12 protein-coding genes are annotated in these 23102 nt (G+C 51.4%); 1 reads left to right on the top strand and 11 read right to left on the bottom strand.

Annotated features, from left to right (window positions below):
• Positions 1-25: 25 nt before the first annotated feature.
• From JHJ32_RS09420 to JHJ32_RS09435, 4 genes are all read right to left on the bottom strand, one after another.
• Positions 26-1798, bottom strand: coding sequence for a RagB/SusD family nutrient uptake outer membrane protein (locus JHJ32_RS09420; RefSeq protein WP_200120823.1), 1773 nt, complete (start codon positions 1796-1798; stop codon positions 26-28).
• Positions 1799-1818: 20 nt separating this feature from the next.
• Positions 1819-5283 (bottom strand): SusC/RagA family TonB-linked outer membrane protein, encoded by a 3465-nt coding sequence (locus JHJ32_RS09425; protein ID WP_200120824.1) that lies wholly within the window; start codon positions 5281-5283, stop codon positions 1819-1821.
• A gap of 214 nt (positions 5284-5497) precedes the next feature.
• Complete coding sequence (locus JHJ32_RS09430; RefSeq protein ID WP_200120825.1) at positions 5498-6703, bottom strand: FecR family protein; 1206 nt, start codon at positions 6701-6703, stop codon at positions 5498-5500.
• A 68-nt stretch (positions 6704-6771) separates the two neighbouring features.
• Positions 6772-7371: an RNA polymerase sigma-70 factor gene (locus tag JHJ32_RS09435; RefSeq protein ID WP_079715324.1), complete on the bottom strand. Its 600-nt coding sequence runs from the start codon at positions 7369-7371 to the stop codon at positions 6772-6774.
• Positions 7372-7537: 166 nt separating this feature from the next.
• On the opposite strand from JHJ32_RS09435, the gene ligD reads away from it, so the two are divergent.
• Positions 7538-10258, top strand: coding sequence for a DNA ligase D (ligD, locus tag JHJ32_RS09440; protein ID WP_200120826.1), 2721 nt, complete (start codon positions 7538-7540; stop codon positions 10256-10258).
• Positions 10259-10345: 87 nt separating this feature from the next.
• On the opposite strand, the gene JHJ32_RS09445 is transcribed toward ligD, so the two are convergent.
• The 7 genes from JHJ32_RS09445 to JHJ32_RS09475 form a co-directional block, all read right to left on the bottom strand.
• On the bottom strand, positions 10346-11881 hold the full coding sequence (locus JHJ32_RS09445) for a RagB/SusD family nutrient uptake outer membrane protein (RefSeq protein ID WP_233632573.1): 1536 nt from the start codon (positions 11879-11881) through the stop codon (positions 10346-10348).
• 83 nt (positions 11882-11964) lie between these two features.
• Complete coding sequence (locus JHJ32_RS09450; RefSeq protein ID WP_200120827.1) at positions 11965-15108, bottom strand: SusC/RagA family TonB-linked outer membrane protein; 3144 nt, start codon at positions 15106-15108, stop codon at positions 11965-11967.
• Between the two features lie 168 nt (positions 15109-15276).
• Complete coding sequence (locus tag JHJ32_RS09455; protein WP_200120828.1) at positions 15277-16428, bottom strand: FecR family protein; 1152 nt, start codon at positions 16426-16428, stop codon at positions 15277-15279.
• A 67-nt stretch (positions 16429-16495) separates the two neighbouring features.
• Positions 16496-17104, bottom strand: coding sequence for an RNA polymerase sigma factor (locus tag JHJ32_RS09460; protein WP_079715328.1), 609 nt, complete (start codon positions 17102-17104; stop codon positions 16496-16498).
• Positions 17105-17260: 156 nt separating this feature from the next.
• Positions 17261-19423, bottom strand: coding sequence for an alpha-amylase family protein (locus tag JHJ32_RS09465; protein WP_200120829.1), 2163 nt, complete (start codon positions 19421-19423; stop codon positions 17261-17263).
• Positions 19416-21614 (bottom strand): hypothetical protein, encoded by a 2199-nt coding sequence (locus tag JHJ32_RS09470; protein WP_200120830.1) that lies wholly within the window; start codon positions 21612-21614, stop codon positions 19416-19418. Before JHJ32_RS09470 ends, JHJ32_RS09465 begins: the two co-directional genes overlap by 8 nt.
• A 9-nt stretch (positions 21615-21623) precedes the next feature.
• On the bottom strand, positions 21624-23099 hold the full coding sequence (locus tag JHJ32_RS09475) for a RagB/SusD family nutrient uptake outer membrane protein (RefSeq protein WP_200120831.1): 1476 nt from the start codon (positions 23097-23099) through the stop codon (positions 21624-21626).
• Positions 23100-23102: the final 3 nt, after the last annotated feature.

The following is a 23102-nucleotide window of genomic DNA, read 5'->3' on the forward strand; positions in this document are numbered from 1 at the left end:
CCAAAAAATAAGCCACGCCCTCACCTTAATATCCCGGATTTTGGGTCAGCGTCGGTATTCCACCGATCGAACTATTGATGATTTCCGTCTGTGGCACCGGGAGATATTCACTCTTTCCCCGTGTAAACGAGGCACCATTAAGATACGTCCGCTTTTCTTTTTCCGTTAGGAAATAGCTGTTCAACACCTGATCGGCGACCTCCCAACGGACGAGGTCGTAAAACCGGTGGCCTTCCATGGCCAATTCCAGCCGCCGTTCAAACCGGATGGCTTGCATGGCGTAATCTTTCGAAGGCCAGGAAGCCGTATAAGGTTCAATATGATAGTTGGCCGCTGGAGCGTCCGTGTCCGCACCATTGTCATCTAATTTTTTGACGTAGCAACCATTCTTGGCGCGGTTCCGAACCTGGTTTACGTAGGCGCGCGCCTTTTCCAAATCGCCCAGCTCCGCTTCGCACTCCGCGGCCCACAGCAATACATCAGCAAAGCGGATGACCGTATAGTTGTTGGCATTCGGACCACCAGCCCATCCCGTGGTGGTAGATTGCGTACCTTGTTCTTCTTTCCGGTAGACACGTTTTTTAGGCGAATACGGCCCGCCATCGCCAGCAGGGTTTACCCAGGTCTCACCGCCATGAGGACCCCAGTCGAGGTAGGCGATACCCCTTCTTCCCACGGTATGATCCAGCCGTGGGTCCAGAGGCGTCTCTCCATCAGGTTCGAAGGGTTCGGAAGACCGGATGCCCTCGTCGTTCTTCAGGTCGCTGTCGTTAAACGAATCAAACAAGGGAAAGCCGTCAGCTGAAGTTTTAAAGGCATTTACCAAGTTTTGCGATGGTTGGAAGAACCCGCAGCATTGACCTGGCCCCACCAACGGAAAATTCAGGTGTTCGCCGTAGTTCGCGTTCAACGGCCCACCGCTGCCATCGTTTACCGACATCTGTACAGCAAATACAGACTCTTTGGAGTTTTTGGTTGCGATGTTGAAATTATCGTAATAACAGTCATTCAGGCCATATTTCAAGCCTCCGGAGGTGACACCGTTGGCAATGATGTCGTCAAGTAGCGTTTTTGCTTCCACAAACTTCTGCTGAAAAAGGTAGCACTTGGCCAGGAAAGCCTTAGCTGCCCAGGCGTTTGCCCGGCCCACCTCCGCTTGCGTCACCGGCAGGTTGTCCGCCGCAAACTGCAGGTCGGCTTCAATGAATGGCCATGCTTCCTGATCATTTGGCACGCGCGTATCAAACACCGTTTCGTCGATAATCGGGACACGGTAGTAGATTTTCCGCAGTTCAAACAAGTAGTATCCCCGCAGGAAACGAGCCTCCGCCGTCTTGCTGCTTACAAAATCAGGGTCAAGACCTTCCGTGTTTGCGATTGTCCGCAAGACCTCGTTGGATCTGGAAATGCCGTCATAGAGTGCAATCCACTTATCTGGCACAAAATTATTGGTAGGCAGAATGCTATTACGCTCGAATGCGTTCATCTCCGGTAGATCGGATTGCGTAGATCCTTTATATGCATCGTCCGACGCAACATCGCCGATCAACCAGTTGGTCACTGCCGAGGCCCGACCCTCATTCCGACCTGTCCATCCATCGGTACTGGCACCCACGCCGTCGAGCAACGAGTATGCACCAATGAGCAGTTTGTCAATGCCTTCGGGATTTTGCATCTGCACCTGGCTTGCTGTTCCCAACGGCGGTGTGCTGAAAAAATTTTCCGAACAAGCTGTGAATAATACCGCGATGATAATTCCCTTTCCGACGCGGCCGATAATGTTTATGCTGTGTTTCATCGTTTCGTAGTATCTTGTGTTTATAAACCGACAGTTAGCCCTAGGTTAAAGGATTGAGCGAGTGGATATATCCCCCTGTCCACGCCAATATCACGGTCCGCACCGGCACCGTATTGCGATAGGTTGACTTCCGGATCCAAGCCGTTATAATTCGTCAATGTGAAGAAGTTGGTGGCCTGTACGTAGACGCGCAATTGCTGCATATTCAACCGGCTAGTCCACCGAGAAGGAAATGTATAGCCTATCATCACATTTTTCCCACGCAGGTATGACCCATCTTCTATGAAGTAGGTAGATGCCTGTGACTCAAAACCCGTAGCAATTGAGTTTGTCTTCGGTAGGGTTGCATTGGGGTTTTCAGGACTCCAGCTGTCCAACATCCGGACACTCCGGTTGCCGGTAAGGTTCTGAAAATCTGTCCACCACTTTTGGTAATTGTAAATGTCATTGCCTTGTACACCCTGTATAAACACGGATAAGTCAAATGATTTGTAGCTCACACTGAGGTTCAAGCCATAGGTAAAGTCGGGATGCGGGTTGCCAATAAACGATTCATCGTTTGCATCGATGACACCGTTTTGATCGATATCACGAAACTTGAACCGTCCTGGTTGGTTGTACAGTGCCCGGTCGCCGCCCTGCGTCGCATGCGCGTCAGCCTCCTCTTGTGTCTGGAAGATGCCATCAATGGTATACCCATAGAAGGCTGAAATGGGTTGGCCTACTGCGGTACGGGTGAAAGGAGCTTGCCTAGTGGAAAATCCCGGAATGAAGGTTTCCGAGCCCCCATATAGTTCAGTGACCCGGTTGCGGTATACCGACCAGTTGAGTCCCACGTCATATCGCCAGTTGCTGTTTTGTGATCTGTTGCGGTAGTTGAGGGCGATATCCAGGCCTTTGTTTTGAATACCGCCAATATTTACGGCAGGCCTGCGATTCTGGCCGTCGGTAGCCGGGCTCGGTATCACCAGCAGCAGATCGGAAGATTTCCGGTTATAGGCGTCCACCGTTACGGCAAATTTACCGTTAAAAACGCTCAGGTCTACACCCAGGTTGGTCATGGTTTGTGCCTCCCAACGTGCATCGGGGTTGCCCTGTGCGCCAATATAGAAGCCGGGCACCAGTGCATTGTTCTGGCCATCGATGGAATAGGATGACGTATGCAGGTTTGTCGCATAGGTAGTAAACTGATTGTAGCTATCAATCTCTTGGTTGCCGGTTTGTCCCCAGCCACCCCTAAGTTTCAGCTCATCGATAAATGTTACCCTTTCCAGGAATGGTTCTTCACTGAGTCTCCAGCCGACACTGAAAGCGGGGAACGTACCCCATCGGTTGGCCGTCGAAAAGCGGGAGGATGCATCCCGCCGGATGGTCGCCGATACCAGGTATTTTTCATCAAGGTTATAATCCGCTTTGCCAAAGTAGGAGAACAGGCGGGAGTCCGACCCGCCACCCGTGGCATTTAGCAGGGTTGTTCCCGCGTTGAGGTAGCGGTAGTTGATATCTTCAAAGGCAAAGTCTGCTTTTTCTGTGATGGTATTTCTGAATCTGCTCTTCACGGCCTCTGTGCCGGCCAGTACGTCCAGGCGATGCCGATTGCCGAACGTCTTCTGATAACCCACGGTATTGGTCCACACCACATTCGTCGTGTAGCTGTTGGTCACACTCAACTGGGCCTGTTGTGGTAGCAGGAAAGATTCAGGCGCGGCGGGCGAAAAGTTGGAGAAATTAAAGTTCGCGTAGTCGATGCCCAAACTGGTTTTTAGCGTCAGTCCATAGCCCAACTTCGCCTCAGCAAACGCATTCCCGAATAACCGGGCATTGTATGCGTGATTATCCTTATTGCGGTATTGCCTGGTATAAGGATGATCTGCCCAGGCCCGTCCGCCCGCAAAATTACCCCCTACGTCGTACACCGGCATGAATGGTGCCATTTGGTAAGCCAATGCCGGACTGTTTTCGGCGCGGATGATGGTAGACACATTGTCGGTATACGCAAACTGCAGGTTTTCGCCTATGGTGAGGACGTCCATGATGTTGAACGTCGTGTTTGCCCTTACTGAATAGCGTTTAAAATTGGTATGCTTGAAAATCCCATCTTGGTCATAGTATCCACCCGTAATGGCGTAGGTGTTTTTATTGCTGCCACCAGACACGCTGAGGTTGTGGCTTTGTATGTGCCCGAGCTGGGTGACCACGTCCCACCAATCGGTTCCCGCTTTGTTTGTTTTAGCAAACATAAATTTCGTGGTACCGAATCCCGGTGCGGTTGGGTCATTTGTGTAGTTTTCAAGCGCAACACGGGGATCTCCCTCCATGGCACCACCCTGCAGCAGGAGGTAATCCGGTATGACTGGGTTGGGGCCGCTGCCAAATGTAGCGTCGGCCGGGTTTCCGGTCGTTGGATCCACATTGCCGATATTGCGGTAGTTTTCCCACGTCAAATCGGCAAATTGTTGTGGTGAAAGCATTTCTGGGCCGCTTGATGGCCGCTGGACGCCGTAGAAGGACTCGACAGTCAGCCTGGACCTGCCTTCCTTTCCTTTTTTAGTCGTGATAATGACCACGCCATTGCTCGCCCGAGCCCCATAAATGGACGCCGACGATGCATCTTTCAAGATTTGCATGGATTCGATATCGTTCGGGTTGATTTGGTTCAATCCACCTTGTGTAGGCACGCCATCGATGATATACAACGGATCGTTACCACCGGTAATCGAACCCACGCCCCGGATGCGTACCATCACATTGCCACCGGGGGTACCATCATTTCCTACCGTCACGCCGGCTACCCGGCCCTGCAATTGTTGGGCAAAATTGTTAGCGGGAACTTGCTTCAGTTCATCTACCGCCACTACGGCGACAGCGCCGGTGATGCTCGCCTTCTTTTGGGTGGTGTATCCTACCACCACCACCTCATCCAGATCGCTCACCGTGGCTTCCATCGTTACATTTACGACCCGTTGATTGGTTAAGGTGCGCTCCACGGTTTCATATCCCAATATGGTAAACACCAATGTTGAAGCCTGATCCGGTACGGTGATTCGGTAATTCCCGCCCGCGTCGGTCGTTGTTGCGGCCGTTGTACCCCTTGCTGCTACGGTCACGCCCGCTAGCGCCGTTCCGGACTGATCGGTCACCTTTCCGGAAATCTCTAAGTTTTGTTGCGTGGATTCACGTTGAGGTTTTGTGGGCGACTTATGCGCGATAACAATAGTCTCTTCTTCGATGGACCAGACCAGGTCACGGTCGGCCAAGATTTGGTCCATCACATGGCGTAGGTCGGCCTGCTTGACGATCGCATTGATACGCGTGGCGGCGATATCATCGCCACGGAAGAAAAACGAGTAGCCCTGCTGCCGTTGGATTTCTTTCATCACCTCGCGCAGCGTGGTATTTTTGACGTTGAGCGTGATCTTTTGTGCCTTGCTTTCCGCAATAGTATTGAAAGTAAACGCAATACTCAAGAAAATCACTAATTTCATAATCAGCAATGATCGATAAATCATATATTTGTCTTGTTTGGATGGTGAATAAATGGGTTAAAGGGAGTGTTTATAACGCTCCGCAACACTTATCCAGACAGCATTATCGGATGGTGTCGCGAGCATCATCCGTTTTTTGTTGATCTGGAATAGAAGCTGTCTTTTAGTTTGTCATGTTGTCATTTTTCATTTATTAAGGTTAGTTATTAATTGGTTATTCACTTAATACGATTAATTGGTTTCTACCGTTGATTTGGGTTATTTCAAACCGGACGCCGCTTTTTTCCAGGATTTTCAAAATGGAGGCTAGGGATTTATCCCGTCCGATCATGCCGAAAAAACGCACTATGGGCATTCGTCCCCGATATACCACGTCGATATCATACCATCGGCCCAGTTGCGCAAATGCCGCCTGCGGCGACAGGCCGTCAAAATAGAACAAGCCGTCTTTCCAAGCGGTAAAGAGCTCGGTGTCTACTTTTTCAATAGCGGTAGTCGTTCCGCGTGTCGTGCTCTGTTCGCCTGGTGCGAGCTGGTAAATGGCATTGCGGACCGTCCTGCTGTTTGCGGCGAGGTTGACGATTTGCACGGCCCCCTCCACGAGCGTAGTTTTGGTTTCCGGGTCATCCGGATAGGCGGAGATGTTGAACTCCGTGCCCAGCACCTCGATTTCCTGCCCGCCGCTGATCACCTTAAACGGCTTGTCGGCGTCTTTCATCACGGAGAAATACGCTTCGCCGGTGATATCTACCACGCGCTCGTTGCCGGTAAATTTGCTGGGATATTTCAGCGCGCTATTGGCGTTGAGCCATACGGTGGAACCATCGGGAAGGGTCACGTGATACGTACCTCCTTTGGGCGTCGACAAGGTCAGTATCTCGGCGGGTGCCGACGTCCAGTTACCATCGACGATATGCGGCACAATCGTTGTGGCACCGTCGGCGTAGGTGATGTTGTCTTCGCCTACGATGATTCCTTTTTGAGACACACTTAAGTCAATTTTCCTACCATCAGCCAACGTCAGGGTAGCCCGATTCCCGCCGGGGGGGATTGCTTCCGGTGTGATTTTCACGATAGCATCCGTTTCCGGGTGCTGCCCTCCGTCCGGCATTAGCCGATCGCCGAAAAAGAGCCACGTGCCCAGGAGTACGACAATCACGGCGGCGGCGTAAGGGAGCCATAGCTGCCACAATGAATGGGTACGGGGATGACTATCCGCACCGACGGCGTCCAGGATTCGTGCCAGCATGCGCTGCCTTAGCTCCTCCGGTGTGTTGGCAAAAGACGTTTCTATTTCATAGGAATCTTTAGCCATTTGCGCATTGAGCCACTGGTTGAGCTGTTCCTGCTCCGTGGGGGTGATACGACCATCGATCAGTTTTGCCGCCAATGTTTCTATTTCAGCACGAGACAATGCCATTTATAACCGGTTTTGGTTATATAGTCTATTTTTTTTACCGGAAGGGTGTATCCGGCGAAAAAAAAATGTCACAACCCACGCCCTGCTATCAACGCGAGCATCAGGGGTAAAAAAGCCAATAAGTCATTCCGGAGTTTTTTGTTGGCGTTTTTAAGGTGCATTTTCACGGTATTTTCAGATAAGTTTAGGGCTTCGGCTATGGCCTTCACGCTCATGTCCTGTTCCCGGCTCATTCGGAATACAAGTTGGCACTGCGGAGGCAGTCGGTTGATACTCTGTTCGATACGTTGCCGCAATTCCTTCGCGATAAATGCACTCTCCGGCGATACGGCTTCCATCGGATCCGTCCATTCTTCTTGGTGCACTACTTCCTGGCGCCGTTGGTTGCGTGCCATCGCGCTCAGCGACTGATATTTGACTGCGACCGAAAGGTAGGTATTCAACGTGTGGCTAAGTTGGATGGTTTCCCGACGATTCCATAGGCCAACGAATACGTTCTGCACGCATTCCTCCGCTTCCTCTGCGCTGCCCAACAAGTTAGCTGCCACTACAAACAACTTATCCCAATATCGGTTATAGATGGCCACCAAAGCCTTCTGTTTGCTTTGCTTCAGCAGCATCACCAGCTCATCATCGTTATAATCGGTATAGTTATAATCCGTGCTCACACCCCTGCAATTTGCAGCCTAAGTTAAGCATATTTTAGGGATGTACAATTCCTTTCCGCGTAGGCATTTTTCCAAAACTGAATCCGGCCCAATGGTGTTATTCAGATTGATAGGCCATCAAGCGGGCAACCGGCTCGAATGATTGCAAAGAAATAAGGTTGTTATTATGGCGCTTGAACAATACCGTAAAAAGAGGGATTTTAAAAAAACCAATGAGCCGAAGGCTGGCAAAAGCCCCGACAAAAAGCAGCTCACCTTCGTGATACAGAAGCACGACGCTTCACGCTTGCATTATGATTTTCGCTTGGAGTTGGGGGGCGTACTAAAAAGCTGGGCTGTGCCGAAAGGCCCCTCTACCGATCCGGAGACCAAGCGGCTGGCCATGATGGTTGAAGATCACCCGATGGATTACCGGTTGTTTGAAGGCATTATCCCCAAAGGTGAATACGGCGGTGGTACAGTCATCGTTTGGGACGAGGGTACTTATGAGCCGGTAGAGCCGCTGAAAACCAAGAAGGCGCAAGAGAAGCATCTGCTCGAGCAGCTCCACAACGGATCGTTAAAAATCCGGTTGCATGGCCAGAAGCTGCAGGGTGAATACGCGTTGGTCCGGACGCGTGGCATGGGAGAAAACGGTTGGCTACTTATCAAACACAAAGACGAGTTTGCCAAAAAGTCCGATATCACCAAGAAGGATAAATCCGTGCTTTCGGGAAAGACCATTGCTGCCGTGGCGAAAACGAGCGATAAGGTTTGGCAGAACGGGCGCGAAACGGACGTTAAGGTATCCGGGTCTAGCCGGAAAAAAACACCGAAAAAACCTAAGGAGGCGGAAGACCACCTTGCAGAAGAAGCGGAGGAAAACACCGAACCACAAAAACTGGACGTGGCGGCACTGCTCAAGAAAGCGCCAAAATCACCGGTCCCTGACAAAGTTAAGCCGATGAAAGCTACCCTTATTGATGAGCCTTTTGACGATCCGGACTGGGTATACGAAGTGAAATGGGACGGCTACCGGGCCGTTGCCCATGTCAGTAAGAGGGGGGTAAGCCTGGCTTCCCGCAACAGCATCCCTTTTGATAAATATTACCCCCTGATAGACGTGTTAAAAGGGTGGCGTATCAATGCGCTGATTGACGGTGAAATTGTCGTGTTAAATGACAAGGGGCTTTCTGATTTTGGTGCTTTACAGAATTGGCGGAGTGAAGCGGATGGCAATCTGGTGTATTATGTCTTCGATATCCTGTGGTATGAAGGCAAAAACTTAATGGGCTTACCGCTGTTGGAGCGACAGGCCATCCTGCATGACATCCTGCCGACGGACGATGATCGCATCCGGCTGAGCAAGGTCTTTGCTGCGCGTGGAATCGATTTTTTTGATGCGGCTGAGCAGGTAGGGCTGGAAGGCATCATGGCTAAGAAGATGGACAGCAAGTACACGTCGGACCTACGCTCAAAAGAATGGCTGAAAATCAAGGTGCAGCGCCGGCAGGAAGTCGTCATTGCTGGATTTACCCGCAACGCCGGCACCTCCAAGGTATTCAGCGCCCTCGTATTGGGGGTGTACGACGGCAAGAAGCTACGCTATGCAGGTAAAGTCGGAACGGGTTTTTCCGACAAGACGCAAAAGGAAATGATGAAAAGGTTCAAGCCGCTGATCACCGACCATAGCCCTTTCGACAGTGAACCAGACGTCGATAAACCCTCGCGTTTTCGCCCGCAACGCCTCGGGGCCAAGCCGACTTGGTTGAAACCTAAATTGGTATGTGAAGTCAATTACGCGGAGGTGACCAGCGAGGGAATATTCCGCCAGGCCTCGTTTAAAGGCATGCGGGAAGACAAAGACGCCAATGAGGTGGTGCTTGAAAAGCCCGCGGACGCCGAAGCCACGGTAGCTGAAGCCGAGAACGAAGCATTGGATACCACGGTGAAGCCTGCCAAAAGTGAGCGGCGTACCCTGCTGAATCCGCGCGAGGAGACACAAGTTCGCAAGATAAACGGCAAAGCGGTCAAATTTACCCATCTCAGTAAGGTGTATTGGCCGGATGATGGCATTACGAAGCGGGATATGTTTAACTACTACTACCGTATGGCCGAGTACATCCTTCCATACCTAAAGGACCGCCCGATGTCGCTAAATCGCTTCCCCAACGGCATTAAAGGCCCCAGCTTCTATCAGAAAGACGTCAAGGGCAAGGCTCCCGAATGGGTCACGAAAACTTATCCCTATGTGACCAGTGAAGGCGAGCATAAAGAATACTTGGTAGGTGATGATGAGGCTACGCTTCTGTGGATGGCCTCATTGGGATGCATCGAGATGAACCCCTGGTTCAGCCGTGTCCAGTCGCCCGACAATCCCGACTATTGCGTAATCGACCTTGACCCCGATAAAAATACCTTTGAGCAGGTTATCCAAGCGGCGCAGGCGATCAAAAAAGTGCTGGATGCCATTGAAGTGCCGGGTTATGCAAAGACATCAGGATCTACGGGAATCCATATCTATATCCCGCTTGGGGCAAAATATACCTACGATCAGTCACAGCTGTTTGCCAAGTTAATTGTCAGTCTGGTACACGAGCAGTTACCCGATTTCACAAGCCTGGAGCGGAAAGTAAGCAGCCGGAAGGGAAAGATGTACCTGGATTTTTTGCAGAACAGGCCTGGGGCTACGATAGCCGGGCCTTATTCCCTGCGGCCAAAGCCTGGTGCTACCGTGTCGATGCCGTTGGCTTGGGATGAAATGAAGCCTGGCTTAAAAATGAGCGATTTCACAATCCACAATGCGTATGACCGATTGAAGGAAACAGGCGATCTGTTCAAGGACGTGTTGGGCAAAGGCATTGATCTCGATAAGACGATCAAAAAAACGCAGTCTATCTTCGGCTGATGTGCTACGGTGTAAGGGTCATGGTGCCAATAGTTGCCCCGTTGCCCATCTGGAGAGGCAACGGGGCGGCATGCGTATACTTAGCCATCAGTACCCCGGGTTTTGCACCAAATCGGGCTCTACGCGCAGTACGGTTTGGTGAAATGGCCACAGGTAATTATGCGGTGCAAATGAACGGTCTTCAATTTTCAGCGAAACGAGCTGTCCGTTGATCAGGCGTGTGTGTCCCAATGCGGGTTTGTTAAGTACATCTTCAGCTATATGCCACCGCAGGATATCGTCATACCGGAGGCCTTCGCCAGCGAACTCAATGCGTCGTTCATTGCGCAGGAGATCTACCCATTGGTCATGCGAGTAACCACTAAACCGGGGTAGTGTTACATCGGCAATCGTCATATCCAACCCAGCGCGTCTACGGACCTGATTGATACAGTCCTTGGCCAACTCGTCAAAATCATTTAGCATAAGCTTCGCTTCGGCATAAGTCAGCAATACCTCGGCATATCGAATAAGACCGAAGGTCAGTGTGCCATCACGGAAGGCATCGGCATCAGAGACGAATTTGCGAAACCAGAAGCCGGATTTACTGGCGCGTTGATTTTCGTAATACATCGGATTACCGGGGTTGTAAACGTCTATCGGCTCACCATAGAAGATGTCTCCGGGTCCCATGATGCTGGCGGCATAGCGTGGGTCTCGGTTGAGGCCGGGATTCAGTTCATAGTCCTCCTTCGTATACAGCGGGCATTCGTCTATTGGCCGGCCTTGGAGCGTCCAATAGGCATCTACGAGCGACTTCAGTGGCACGGCGTAGGACTGGCCGTTTCCGGTGCGAAAATGGGGCCCTAGATCCCTGAATGAATAAGTAGCGCCATTGCCTACGCTTTCCCGCTCCATGTGGATGATAAATTCGCGGTTCCGGGTATCCCCTTCATATTGGAACAAGTCGCCATAGTTTGCGTAAAGTTCATATTGTCCGCTGTCCATGATCTCTCGCGCCAGCTGTGCCGCCAGTTCATAGCGTTCATTGAACAACGCATACCGCATGATCAATGCTTTAAACGAATTGCGGTTGAACATGTATTTGTTAGTGGTGTATTCTCCTTCCGGCAAGCGGGTGGTGACTTCCGCCGCCATGGCGAACAAATTGTCCAGCACTTGCTCCTTGGGCATTGGCTCGGCTTTGGCCTCCTCTACGGATGCTGGCTCCAGTACAAACGGAATATTTCCCCATCGCATCACCGCCTCGAAATAATGCCAGATGCGCAGGCCCTCAAGGATCGCTTTATAGCGTTGGCGTACCGCTTCATCTTCCACATAGGGCACGTCTATGTTGGCAATGTAGGTGTTTAGCCGCCCGATGTGTTTCATGTGAATGGTCCAATAGAATTCAAACGCGCGGGTGTTGCTGTTCATGGTACCATTCGCAATCCGCTGGTGGTGGTCATCCTCATTGCGCGCGTAGGCATTGTCTGACCGCGCATCCTTCATGTAGAAGAGCAATTTACGGTCGTCCCTATTGGTAAATACGTCCAGGTAAGTGCTGTAGACGACCCGCCGGAGGTCATCCTCGTCAACGAAGAATTCCTCGAAGGTGGTTGCCGTGGGGTCTGTTTTATCCAAGAATTTCTCGCAGCCTGTTAATCCAAAACAAACTATAACGATGCTAATCAGTTGCTTTTTCATTGTGAATTTCTCATTTCGTTCTATAAAATGCCTGCCCGTATGCCAATGCTGTAAATAGCCATTCTGGGATAGGCTCCGTTACCCCCGTCGCGCTCCGGATCCAATCCTTCCCACCTCGTGAAAGTAAACGCATCCTGCGCATTGACATAGATGCGCACATTTTCTATCCCCTTGGTGACTCGTGGGATGGTATAGCCAAGCTGGAGTGTCTTGATGCGCAAGAACGCGGCGTTGCTAAGCCACACGTCGCTGAGCACGGCATTTGCGCTGGCACCGGTCCACACCCGGGGAAAGCGGCTATTGGGATTGTCTGGTGTCCATCGGTTGTCCATGTACTCCTGCCGTGGCGTTCCCAAGCCATTGTTTGAGCCATCCATCAGTACGGGGTAACCTTCCATGCCCGACACCCAACCGGTCCGTTTACCTACTCCCTGTGCCAGTAAGCTGAAGTCCCACCGTCTGAAGCGCAGATCAACCGTAAATGCGTAGTTCATGTGGGGAAACGGGTCGCCCAGATTCACTCGGTCCATTTCGTTGATCACGCCGTCGCCGTTTTGGTCAATATAACGAATGTCGCCAGGGAGCGTGTTGGGTAATTTGGCCGTCGTACTATTCACTTCCTCCTGCGTCTGGAAATAGCCATTGCTTTGATAACCATAATAGTTGTCCAGAGCGATCCCACGATACCAGATTCTATTTTCGTTGTCTTTAAAAATCAACGTATCGCTGGCACCGTACCCGGCTTTGAGTACCTGATTCCGGTTGTCAAACAGCATCCCGCTTACCGCATAGCCAAAGTCACCGAGTTGGTCCGACCAGCGTGCACTCAATTCCCAACCCTTGTTTTCCACCTCACCGATGTTGACGGCAGACTCCAGACCGTTGGATCCGGTAAGCGGCGGTACCGGGAACCGACCATAAATCAAGTCGTAGGAAAATTTGTGATAGATTTCTGCCGTCAGGCTCAGCCGATCGTTCAGGGTCGCAACGTCCAACCCGACATTCCATTGCCGTTGTTTCTCCCAGCTAAATTCAGGATTCGGTACACGCTGCGCCCAGCCCCAGTCGTCTACATCCTCCTGCCAGAGGTAAGGATCCACATTTTCATTACCTATCAATCCATATGAAAAGCGCAATTTTAAATTTGTAATCGCACCCGATTCCCGCAAGCTGCTAAAAAAAGATTCGTTCTGAACGTTCCACGCTACGGCCGCCGATGGGAAAAAACCCCACCTATGCCCCGGAGCAAACTTGCTGCTGCCATCGGCACGGGCGGTGATTTCCAACAAATACCGGTTGTCAAAAGCATAATTGGCCTTACCGAAGAAAGAAGCCTTGCTCACTTCACGGTAGTCCGTATAGTTGTAGGTCATGATTTCCGAGCCGGCAATCAGGTAGAGCTTGTCTTTTTGCTGACGCAGTTCCTGCTCATAGTTCAGGTTGGCTCGGGCGGTCAGCTGGCTTACGCTTACCCCTTGTTCGGCGCCGACGTCATTGGTCCATATGTCAGCGGGCTTTCCGTCACCATCGCGAAACATGAATGTGCTCCGTTTCCATTTGGCCGATGATTTTTCAATTTTGTATGAAACGTTTCCTTCCAACGATAGGCCGGGGTTGATAAAATACCGTGGACGGAGGTTGATGGTGCTCACGTCATACATGTTGTTGCGTTCGCCGCCATACTTTATGGAAGCCAACGGATTGAGGTTATTATGCAGAATATAGTGATCTGGAAGTTCGGAATCATAGAATATCGGTTGTGTAGGATTCATCCGCCAAGCATTTGCATAGAGGCCGTTACCATCGCTATTGGCCATCAAGCGATTCACTTGAAGACGATGGGCATAAAAATCAGCCAATAAAACAAATTTATCTGCAACATTGACGTTAGTGTTGAACCGGGCACTGAATTTTTCAGAGCCTTCATAGTCGTTAAGACCATGTTCATTGATATAACCCAGCATAAGGTTGAATGTGCCCACGCCGCCGCCGCCAGACACGCTTGCGGTGGTATTATGTGAACCCGCCCGCCGTTCCATGACTTCGCCCAGCCAATCGGTCTGCGTATATTGGCCTTGGTCGGCCCGGGCAATGTCTTCCGTAGAGAACAGCGGCGTTTGCCCCTGTATGGTGCGCGCTTCATTGTTTAGCCGCATATAATCGGCCGCGTTTACCCAATTTGGTAAATCGATAGCACTGTTTATTGCTGTCCAGGAGTGGAGATCTACCCTGAACTGGCCGGTGGAACCTCGTTTCGTTTCAATGATGATTACCCCATTTGCTCCTCGCGACCCGTATAACGATGCCGAAGCAGCGTCCTTGAGTACGCTGATGCTTTTGATCTGGTTGGGATCCAGATCGGTAAGGTTTTGCTCCATTCCGTCTACAATCACCAATGGATCTGCGTTTTGCAGCGTGCTGGTACCTCGGATAGCGATGGGCCCCGGTACACTACCAGGTAGGTTTGTGCCCTGCATCATCGTCACGCCTGGCAATGTACCGCTGAAAGCCTCCTGAAGCTTAAATATCGGCCTATTTGTTGCCCTGTCCATGTTCAGTTCGGCAACTGAAGAGGCCACATGGCGGCGCTCGATGGTGCTATAGCCCGTTACGACCACCTCTTCTATCTGTTGGCTTGCCTCTTGGAGTACTACGTCCACCTTAGACCGTTCTCCAATGCTAATTTCTGTGTCTGCAAAGCCAATAAGGCTATAGATCAGCGTAACGGCACCCGTCGCTTGAATGCGATACCGGCCGTCTTCGTCTGTTTGGGCTCCAATATTGGTTCCCTTTACCAATACGCTCACGCCGGCCAGCGGTACACCTTTGTTGTCGCGGACGATTCCTTCGACTGCGCGTTGCTGGTTGACACCCTTGGCCTTCACAGTCACCTGATGGCCCGAAATCGTGAAATCCAGTTGTTGTTCGCCAAGTACCGATTTGAGCAACTGGCGCATGTCGGTATTAGTCGCGGACACACTGATGGTTTTGCCTTTGACCAATCCATCGTTATAGAAAAAAACATAGTCTGTTTGTTGTTGGAGCTCAGCGAATAACTGGTTCAGCGTACCCCGTTCGATGGTGACGGTGACGGTTTGCGAATAGGTATTGGCATGCGCAGCAACGAGTCCTGCAAAAAATAGCATGGCGACTGTTTTGGTCATGGTCCATATTGTTTTAAACTTTCCGCCATGAAGACCCCTGAGCCTCCAATGGCAAGGATTTTTTCGTATCATTGCATATAGGTTATTTAATTAAATGATTGCGTTAAGTGATCTTAGCGGGTGGGTGCTGGAACACCTACCCGTTCTCGTTTATAACTGGTCGTATGCTTATTTGATCGTAATCCTCCTTCCTTTTTGTTTAATTTCACTGGCCTCGACGTTCAATATATCACGTAATATAGCTTGCAAGGGCCGTTGTAGGTCCAATACGCCCGAAAACCGATCTGCTCCTAATGCCCGATGTTGAGCCAATGTAATCTCCACATTGTAAAAACGTTCCAGTTTCCGCAGGATGCTCGCTAGCGTTGCGCTGCGAATGACAAGCCGCTTTTGGGTCCAGGCAGCATGGTTCTCCAGGCTATTGAGATTGACGTCCAACTGGCCTTGGCGTTTATTAAAGGTGGCTACCGTCCCTTTTTCGAGGATGCGGGGTTTGAATCGCGCTGCCCCCATTGGGGTGAGCTCAATTTTCCCTTCTACGAGGTAAGCACCGGCCTCCTCATCGTCTGAATAAGCACTGACGTTAAATGAAGTGCCCAGTACCTTCACTTGCATGTTTTCCGAATACACATAAAACGGTCTATCCGGTTGGTGGGCCACTTCGAAAAACCCCTCGCCGATGAGCGATACTTCTCGTTTATTTTCCGGAAACCGATGCGGAAAGCTCAATACCGATCCTGCATTGAGCGTGACGCGCGTTCCATCTGGAAGCTCAATCGTCGTACGCTGGCCGTAGGGCACGGTCATCGACGCATAGTCTCCGCGCGTTTGGATTGTATTACGGATGGTCAAGCCATTTTCGTCCGTCGTTTCCACCGTGTCGCCAACAATGCGGATCGATGACGCATTGGCCAGCGAAATTGTGGCATCTTGGTCAAAGGTAAGCAGCGGAGCGCCATCCGTGGCCGCGCCAGCCCCGTGAAGTCGGCGGGCATGGTTCAATAGTCGTTCGTCGGAATGATCCTCGTAATAGCGGAATAGGAGTAACCCTGCCGCAACGATAATCACGGCCGCGGCCGATCCCCATAGCCGGTATCGTCTGCCTAACACGCTGCCGGCATTCGGACGTTCGCTTTCCCATCGCGTGGTCACATTGCGCCACAATTCGTCCTTCTCGGGGGTAGATAGCGGTTTGCCTTTTACCGACCGTACTAAGGAGACGATTGCTTTTGCAATCCATTGTTGCTTATCAGTGGGGTGGTATTTATGCCCTTCGACATTAAATTCGTCGTCCAAATAATCTTCGGCTTTTTTTTCCATACGTTATAACTGGCCTCTATAAATAAAGAGCGCTCAAACGCATGTGTATAGACAAAAAAAGATTTTTTTATTTGCTTGGACCGGTGAGTAGCCATAGAATAGAAGAAATCGATTCTTTCGTGACCTCCAGCTTCTCCCGCAACTGCTTAACCGTCCGGTAAATAAGCGTACGGCATGAAGCGACGGAAATATCCAGCACCATTGCGGCCTCTTGATAGCTGAGGCCTGCACGAAACCGCAGATAGAGGGCTTCCCGTTGATGAGCCGACAAGTTGGCGAGTTCCTTCCGGAGCTTGGCGTATAGCACGTGTTCCTCCTCGCGCTGGATAAAATTCGTTTCCGGGTCCCACTCAAAATCAAACATGTGTACAGCTGACTGCTCGCGCAACTGGGTATTACCCAAGTCACGCTTTATCGCGAGCGCCAGTTTGCGGCGCAGTGAGCTAAACAGATAGGCCTGTACATGCACTTCTGGATTCAGGTTAGCCCGATATCGCGTGAGGTCAAGAAAAAGGTCCTGTATGGCATCCTTAACCAATTCTTCGTCCGTGCATAAGTGAAGACCGAACGTGTACAACTCTTCTACCAGTGCATCAAACATGACACGCAGCGCCCGATCATCGCCTTTAATAAATAATTTCCAATTGGTTAAGTACAGTACGTTTTGTTCGGACATCTCCCAATCAAGCGCTTTTTATGGGGAACTAATGTCGGCAACATAATCGGTTTTAACAAGTACGCATGTACGATTGACCGTTAGAAAAAAAGCCCGTTATCTTACCTGATAACGGGTCCATGCCCAATCGCGGTGAGCATTATCGATTGCTGGTTTTCATTGGCCAACTTCCGGGACTACAACGACCGCTTCATAATCTTCCAGTCGAGGCAACGAAAAGGTCAACCGGTGGTTTTTCCATGAGAAGGGTAGTTCGGTATTGCCCTTTAACGTGTATACCTTGGCCGGTTTTTGTTCGAGCAGCACATCAAGCTCCGTGTTATGGATTGGATACGGGGCAAAATACGTGTTGCCATTATAACCACTCAGGTTGATCAAATGCAAGATATGTCCGTCGGGCTGGCGCTGTTCGTTTACAGCTTCGTCGTTCCAATGGAAAGCCTTCCATATCAGTTCGACTTTGGCAGGGGCATTGGTTTTGATGACTTCTCCAGCTTGCGGATAGGCCTTTTCCAGCAAAGCCAGCCACAGCAGCTTATACTGCTCGTAGCCTGTTTGGAAATAGAGTTTTCCAATATGACCGGGCAGCAAGACATGTGTACTTTTTCCGGTAGCCTTCATTGCTGCCGCTGTATAGCCTGTATCTTCATGCCCACCTACGTTTTCGGGAGGGCCTGGGCGCCCTTTCGACAAAATGGGGAATAATGTTTTTGCCGTGGGAAATTTATAGCGCCCCAGGTTGTACTGCCAGGAAAGCATGGTTTGCTTGGGCAGTCCGGCAAAACCGTCCTGTGTATCCACCCATAAGTAATTGCCGGTGCCATCGTATTCGCCCTCAACTGGTACGGCCCCAAAAAATTGCTCGAGAAAGTCGGGGTGATTGATAAACGCCCTATTCGTGGCTATCAGGCTGGTGCCGCTGCGCGCCGCTGAAGCCAAGACGGCCAGATCTGCAGGGTTGAACCCGGCAATGCTGGGTACCACAATCGCTTTGTACTGCTTCAGCCGATCGGGCTGGCGATGCAACGTGTAATGGCCGATGATGTCGAAAGGAATGTGAGCTTCTTTAAGCATCAACTGCAGCCCCCGGTATTCCTCGGCCATATCGCCATGCACCCAAAGGCTGGGCGATAACACCGCGACTTTCGCCTCGGAGGTATAGCGCCCATAATACCGTTCGTGGTCCCGATGAAATCGGTAGACCTCCCGCATCACATCAAAATTACGAGCATCGGCGTTCCCGGCAATTTGGCCCATCATGCTTACGTCCAATCCCGAACCGTTGGCAATATTTTCGTAGAGCCGGATGCGCACCTCTTCAGGCTCTACGGCATTAAAGCGTGAGCGGAATGAGATTTGTTGGATCGACGCATTGCTGACAATGTGGCCGGGATAAGTTCCCAGCGTATTGGCCACATTATCCGAGGCGGTGTACGGCCAATAGGGGATAGAAGCATTGCGCTGTGATTCATGGCGGATGATATCAACAAATTTGTCTGTATAAGTACAGATGGCTATCTGGGGGTTTTTGCCTTTCACCACTTGATGGAGCCGCTCCGCCCACCGGTCGAGTACCGCTTGTTTATATTCCAAGTAGCGCAGGAATACCGGATCCTGCCGGTCTTCTTTTTTCGGCAGGTCCAAGCCGCCGCTGAACTGAGCAAATCGCTCCCGTTCAAAGGGATTGTGGTCAATCCCGAAGTACTCACCCGTGTAGGCGTTTGACGTCTGGTACCCTGGCATGTTTAGAAAAATACCATCGATAGGGTACATGTCCATAATTTCCTCGATGATTTCAAAAGCCTTTTCTTGGACATACGGCGCATTGATGGATACCACATAAATATCGTCGTTTACCATACGCTCGTCATCGGCTGAGCGGTAACACCAATCGGGATGCTTGTCAAACACCTGCTTATGCAGGCGGCTGAAATCCACGCGTACGATGACTTTGATAGCCCGTTCATGGCATTTCTTAACGATGTCGCCAATGAGGTTATCGGCTGCATGGCGATTGCGGTAATGGTACTCCAGTTTGGTGGGGTAAAACGCCATGATTCCGCCGACATTGATGATCAGCGTATTTGCCGCCATGTCCTGAAGGTCGGCCACGAAGTCGTCAGGATCTATCTCTGCGGCTATAAAGTCGGGCAGATTGGTCTGTACCACCCGCAGGTTATTCCGTCTCCACCAGCCCGGTGTCTCCGCCAATGTGCAAAAAGGCAGGCATAATGCCAACCATAAAACAGCCTTTGCCAGCCACCCCGCCGCGGCGGGACGAGCCGGGAGGCCGTGTGATCTTTTCGTTGTATCAGTCATTGTTTTGCTTAAAATTGGTTGCTATCTGTATATCGCGTATCACCTGTGGTCGCAGTTGCTCCCAAGAAAATGTCTTGAATTCGTCGCCGTAATATTCGGTGGCTACATGCGGCACAGGAAGGTATCGGCCTTTGGTATGGAAGATTACCCCATCCCAATGTTCGACGCAGCGTTGCAGTAATTGTATTGCTTCCGTACGCTTGGCTTCCTCACCGGTCTGTTGTAGAAATTCGAGTGCGACGCCAGCGCGGATTTTATCTGCAAAATACAGGCCCAGGTAGGCCCAAGTGGCCATGTCATCCAACTCGGAAACCAACGCGCCGCGATGATGCGGTATACGCTGCCGGATGCCGGCGATGAGTGCCAACGCCGCGCGGCTATCCGTTTCTGATTGTCTGGCCAGCTCGGTGGGAGTAGTCTTTGCCGTATCCAGCCCTCCCTGTAGGGTCTTTGTCACGTACATCTTGATGGCCATCAAATTGGAGTCCAGCACATCGTGAGATAGCAGCTCGGCAATGGAAATAAACGGTGAACTCCGGTCGAACGGCGCTTTGGGGTTAGCAGGTTCGGCGGCGATAAAACCTTCGCTATACAACGTATAATCCCAGGTAGACCGGTAGAAGCTGGCCAACCGCAGCGGCAGTTGGCTGGCCAATTGATAAAGGCTGAACAGTTCTGCTGCCAGGGGTCTTCCATAGCGAACGGCCAGCTGGTCCTCGAATACAGTATCCGGCGTATGCGGGTCATACAGCAATCGTCCCCATAGTGTATAGAACAGCCATTGTTTTTCGAAAGCGTAGTGCCAGGTGCGATCTGGCCCAGGCAGGGATGCATAGTCCAGCGCCGGGATGTATCCTTCGGAGCCGATGAAATAGCCGTTTACGACATCCAGCTTGTTTTGTAGGATATGCGTTCGTATAAAATCGGCCTGGCCCCAGCGGAGAATAAAAAAGTCCTCATTGCGCACCATCCATTGAATGCGGTAACTTTCCGGCTCCGGCTCCCAGAAGCGGCTGTCCAATTCTCCCGAGTGAAAGTCGTGCGTAATGGCGAGCTGTGGTGTGGAGTGGCCGTGTGACCAGTTGAATTTGATTTCTACCAATGCGGGTTCTTCCAGCCCGGCATTGTCCAGCAGATTGCGCATGGCCATTGGGTCGCCGGCGAGGACCGAACGGTGGAGGAACTTGACCGGCCGGGACGCTTCTTTCATGCCTTGTACGAACGTGCTCGCTATCCAATCCTCGCGCTCCTGGGGAGACATCGCATCGGGGAAGTTGCCCATCCAGTCGGCCAGCGTTACACCGATACCCGTCAGATCGGGATATTCATCAATAAGCTGACGCACGCTCTCGCGGGTATAAGCCGCCACCATAGGCGATCGATCATTGTATTCGGAAGCGCCATACGCCTCGGCAAATTCCGGAGACACCACGATATTCCAATTGACAACAAACGTCTGTATACCGCGGTCTTTTGCCATCCGGAATAAGGCAGTCCAAAACTGTTTCCAATCCGCCAGCTCGTCATCGCTGAATGGCGTCGCTTTGGGAAAAGACGCCGATCGTACCATGAATGGGAACGGATGGTTATTCCATAGCGACAGCACATTGAAGCGGTTGTCCACCATCATATCCAGGAAACGTTCCCAAAACGCGAGGTCGCGGCACACGCCAAGGTGCACATCTGTTGCTTCATTTTTCCGGTAAGGCGACCAGGGGAGGTTGAACTTCAGGATCCGGTATTCGAGAAGCGGGTTAGCTGTTTTCTCCTTCATTGACCGTATCGTACCATGCGCCAGCCAATGGTCCAGCACCTCACGTAGACCATATTGAGCACCGATGGAGTCGGCGCCAATAACATACAAGCGCTCCGATGGCTTATGCCATTTCAGGGCATATCCTTCCGGCTCCAGGGTATCCCTGTTTACTCCCTGCAGCCTACGCGATAAACCGCTTTGCGGCTTATCCTGTTGTAGCACCACGATTCCGCCTGTCGGCGGAAGCCCGTCAAGGCTTCCGACAGAAACTACTGCACCTCGCTGAGCAGCATGGTTTTTTACCCGGTTTGTCAACAATGTCAGCGGTTTGCTGCCATTATCGAAGTATACTGCCACACTATCCTTGGCGTAGGCACTTGGGATAGCCGCCAAGCACCAAACCGCTATACACGTCCATTTTCGTATCAGGAACATAAGCTTTTATTAATTATATCCTGGGTTTTGCGGGAATATAGCGGGATTATTGATAATCTGTACTTGGCTCAGGGGCACGGGAAACAGCGTCATGAAGCTTTGCATGCCCAAAGGTTGCAAGGTCTCGAAAGCCCTACCGGTGCGCACGAGGTCAAACCATCGATGGCCTTCGAAAGACAGCTCTAATCGCCGCTCGCGGTAAATCAGTTCGCGGGCCTCATCCCGATTGCCGGTAGCGACCGGCTGTACGCCCGCACGATGGCGTACCAAGTTGAGCTGTTCAATCGCTTCCGGTGTTTTTCCGTTCTCGTTTAACGCCTCGGCATACATCAGCAAGACATCCGCGTAACGGATTACTTTCCAGTTTGCCCGGCTGTCGCCCACCAAATTCACCGAGGTCACATACTTCAAGGTGTAATTTTGGGAGGTGGCAGCAGGCAGGCGTACAAAGTCGCCTTGGCTATTGGTAAATCCGCCGGTGGTGCCCACTGTGACGTTTCGGCGCTTGTCTTCCGGCTCAAAGAGCGCCCGTAGTGCCGGGGTAGGGGAGAACGTCTCGGCCAGCTCACCGCCTCTTATGCCATAATGGTCGGCCATTGCGGACGAGTTGGGCATGAACCGGTGGGTGAATACGCTGCCCTGATTGCCCATGCCCTCTTCATATTCGATATCAAAGATATATTCGCTGTGGTGCTCGTCTTTTGTATAATCAAACAGATCATCATAATTTGGGAGAAGTGCGTAGCCTAAGGTGGTCACCTCCCCGAGTATTTGTTCTGCCTTCGCAAAGTCGTGGATGGTCAGGTACACACGGCCCAGCAGCGCTTTGGCTGCCCCACTTGTAGCGCGCCCGACGTCGGCACCGCCGTAAGCAGTCGGCAGCCGTTCAGCGGCATCCAATAAATCGGGGATAATAACATCGCGGTATACGTTTTCGGCGGCTTCCCGGGGTAGGTTGTAGGCTTCCTCCGTGGTCAGCGGTGTCGTAACCTTGGGTACCGCCCCGAAAATGCGCACCAGATCGAAATAGGCCAGTGCCCTCAAGAACCGCGACTCCCCGATGTGGCGGTCTCGCTGCGGCAGGGATTGTGCATCTATATTTTGGATATGGTGAAGTACCAGATTGGCCCGCGTAATGGCCACATAATAATTGCTCCATGTGGTGGCCAGCACGGGCGTGTTGTCTTGCATGGCAAATACATCCGCAAAGTACCAGGGATCATTCTTGACCACCTCCTGGGTGACGTCCTCGCCCGGTACATCGGCAAATATCCAAAAGTCGTCGTATTGTGTTTGCAGCGCCGTATATACGGCCGTGATGGCATCGCGGAAATCACCGTCTGTCTGGTAAAGCAGATCGGTTGTGGTGCTTGATTCGGGCCGGATATCGATAAAATCGTTTGAACAGGCCGAGGCGCCGATTAACGCCACCGCACAAGTCAATCTGCACACCAGTCTGCTAATATTTTTTATGTTGATAGTCATATT

The sequence above is a fragment of the Parapedobacter sp. ISTM3 genome (genome assembly GCF_016533505.1).
GTDB classification, from domain to species: Bacteria; Bacteroidota; Bacteroidia; order Sphingobacteriales; family Sphingobacteriaceae; genus Parapedobacter; species Parapedobacter luteus.

Coding starts and splice junctions, on each gene's coding strand:
- JHJ32_RS09470 (WP_200120830.1), bottom strand. CDS start 21,614: ATGTTCCTGATACGAAAATGGACGTGTATAGCGGTTTGGTGCTTGGCG.
- JHJ32_RS09420 (WP_200120823.1), bottom strand. CDS start 1,798: ATGAAACACAGCATAAACATTATCGGCCGCGTCGGAAAGGGAATTATC.
- JHJ32_RS09425 (WP_200120824.1), bottom strand. CDS start 5,283: ATGAAATTAGTGATTTTCTTGAGTATTGCGTTTACTTTCAATACTATT.
- JHJ32_RS09475 (WP_200120831.1), bottom strand. CDS start 23,099: ATGACTATCAACATAAAAAATATTAGCAGACTGGTGTGCAGATTGACT.
- JHJ32_RS09455 (WP_200120828.1), bottom strand. CDS start 16,428: ATGGAAAAAAAAGCCGAAGATTATTTGGACGACGAATTTAATGTCGAA.
- JHJ32_RS09460 (WP_079715328.1), bottom strand. CDS start 17,104: ATGTCCGAACAAAACGTACTGTACTTAACCAATTGGAAATTATTTATT.
- JHJ32_RS09430 (WP_200120825.1), bottom strand. CDS start 6,703: ATGGCATTGTCTCGTGCTGAAATAGAAACATTGGCGGCAAAACTGATC.
- JHJ32_RS09465 (WP_200120829.1), bottom strand. CDS start 19,423: ATGACTGATACAACGAAAAGATCACACGGCCTCCCGGCTCGTCCCGCC.
- JHJ32_RS09450 (WP_200120827.1), bottom strand. CDS start 15,108: ATGACCAAAACAGTCGCCATGCTATTTTTTGCAGGACTCGTTGCTGCG.
- ligD (WP_200120826.1), top strand. CDS start 7,538: ATGGCGCTTGAACAATACCGTAAAAAGAGGGATTTTAAAAAAACCAAT.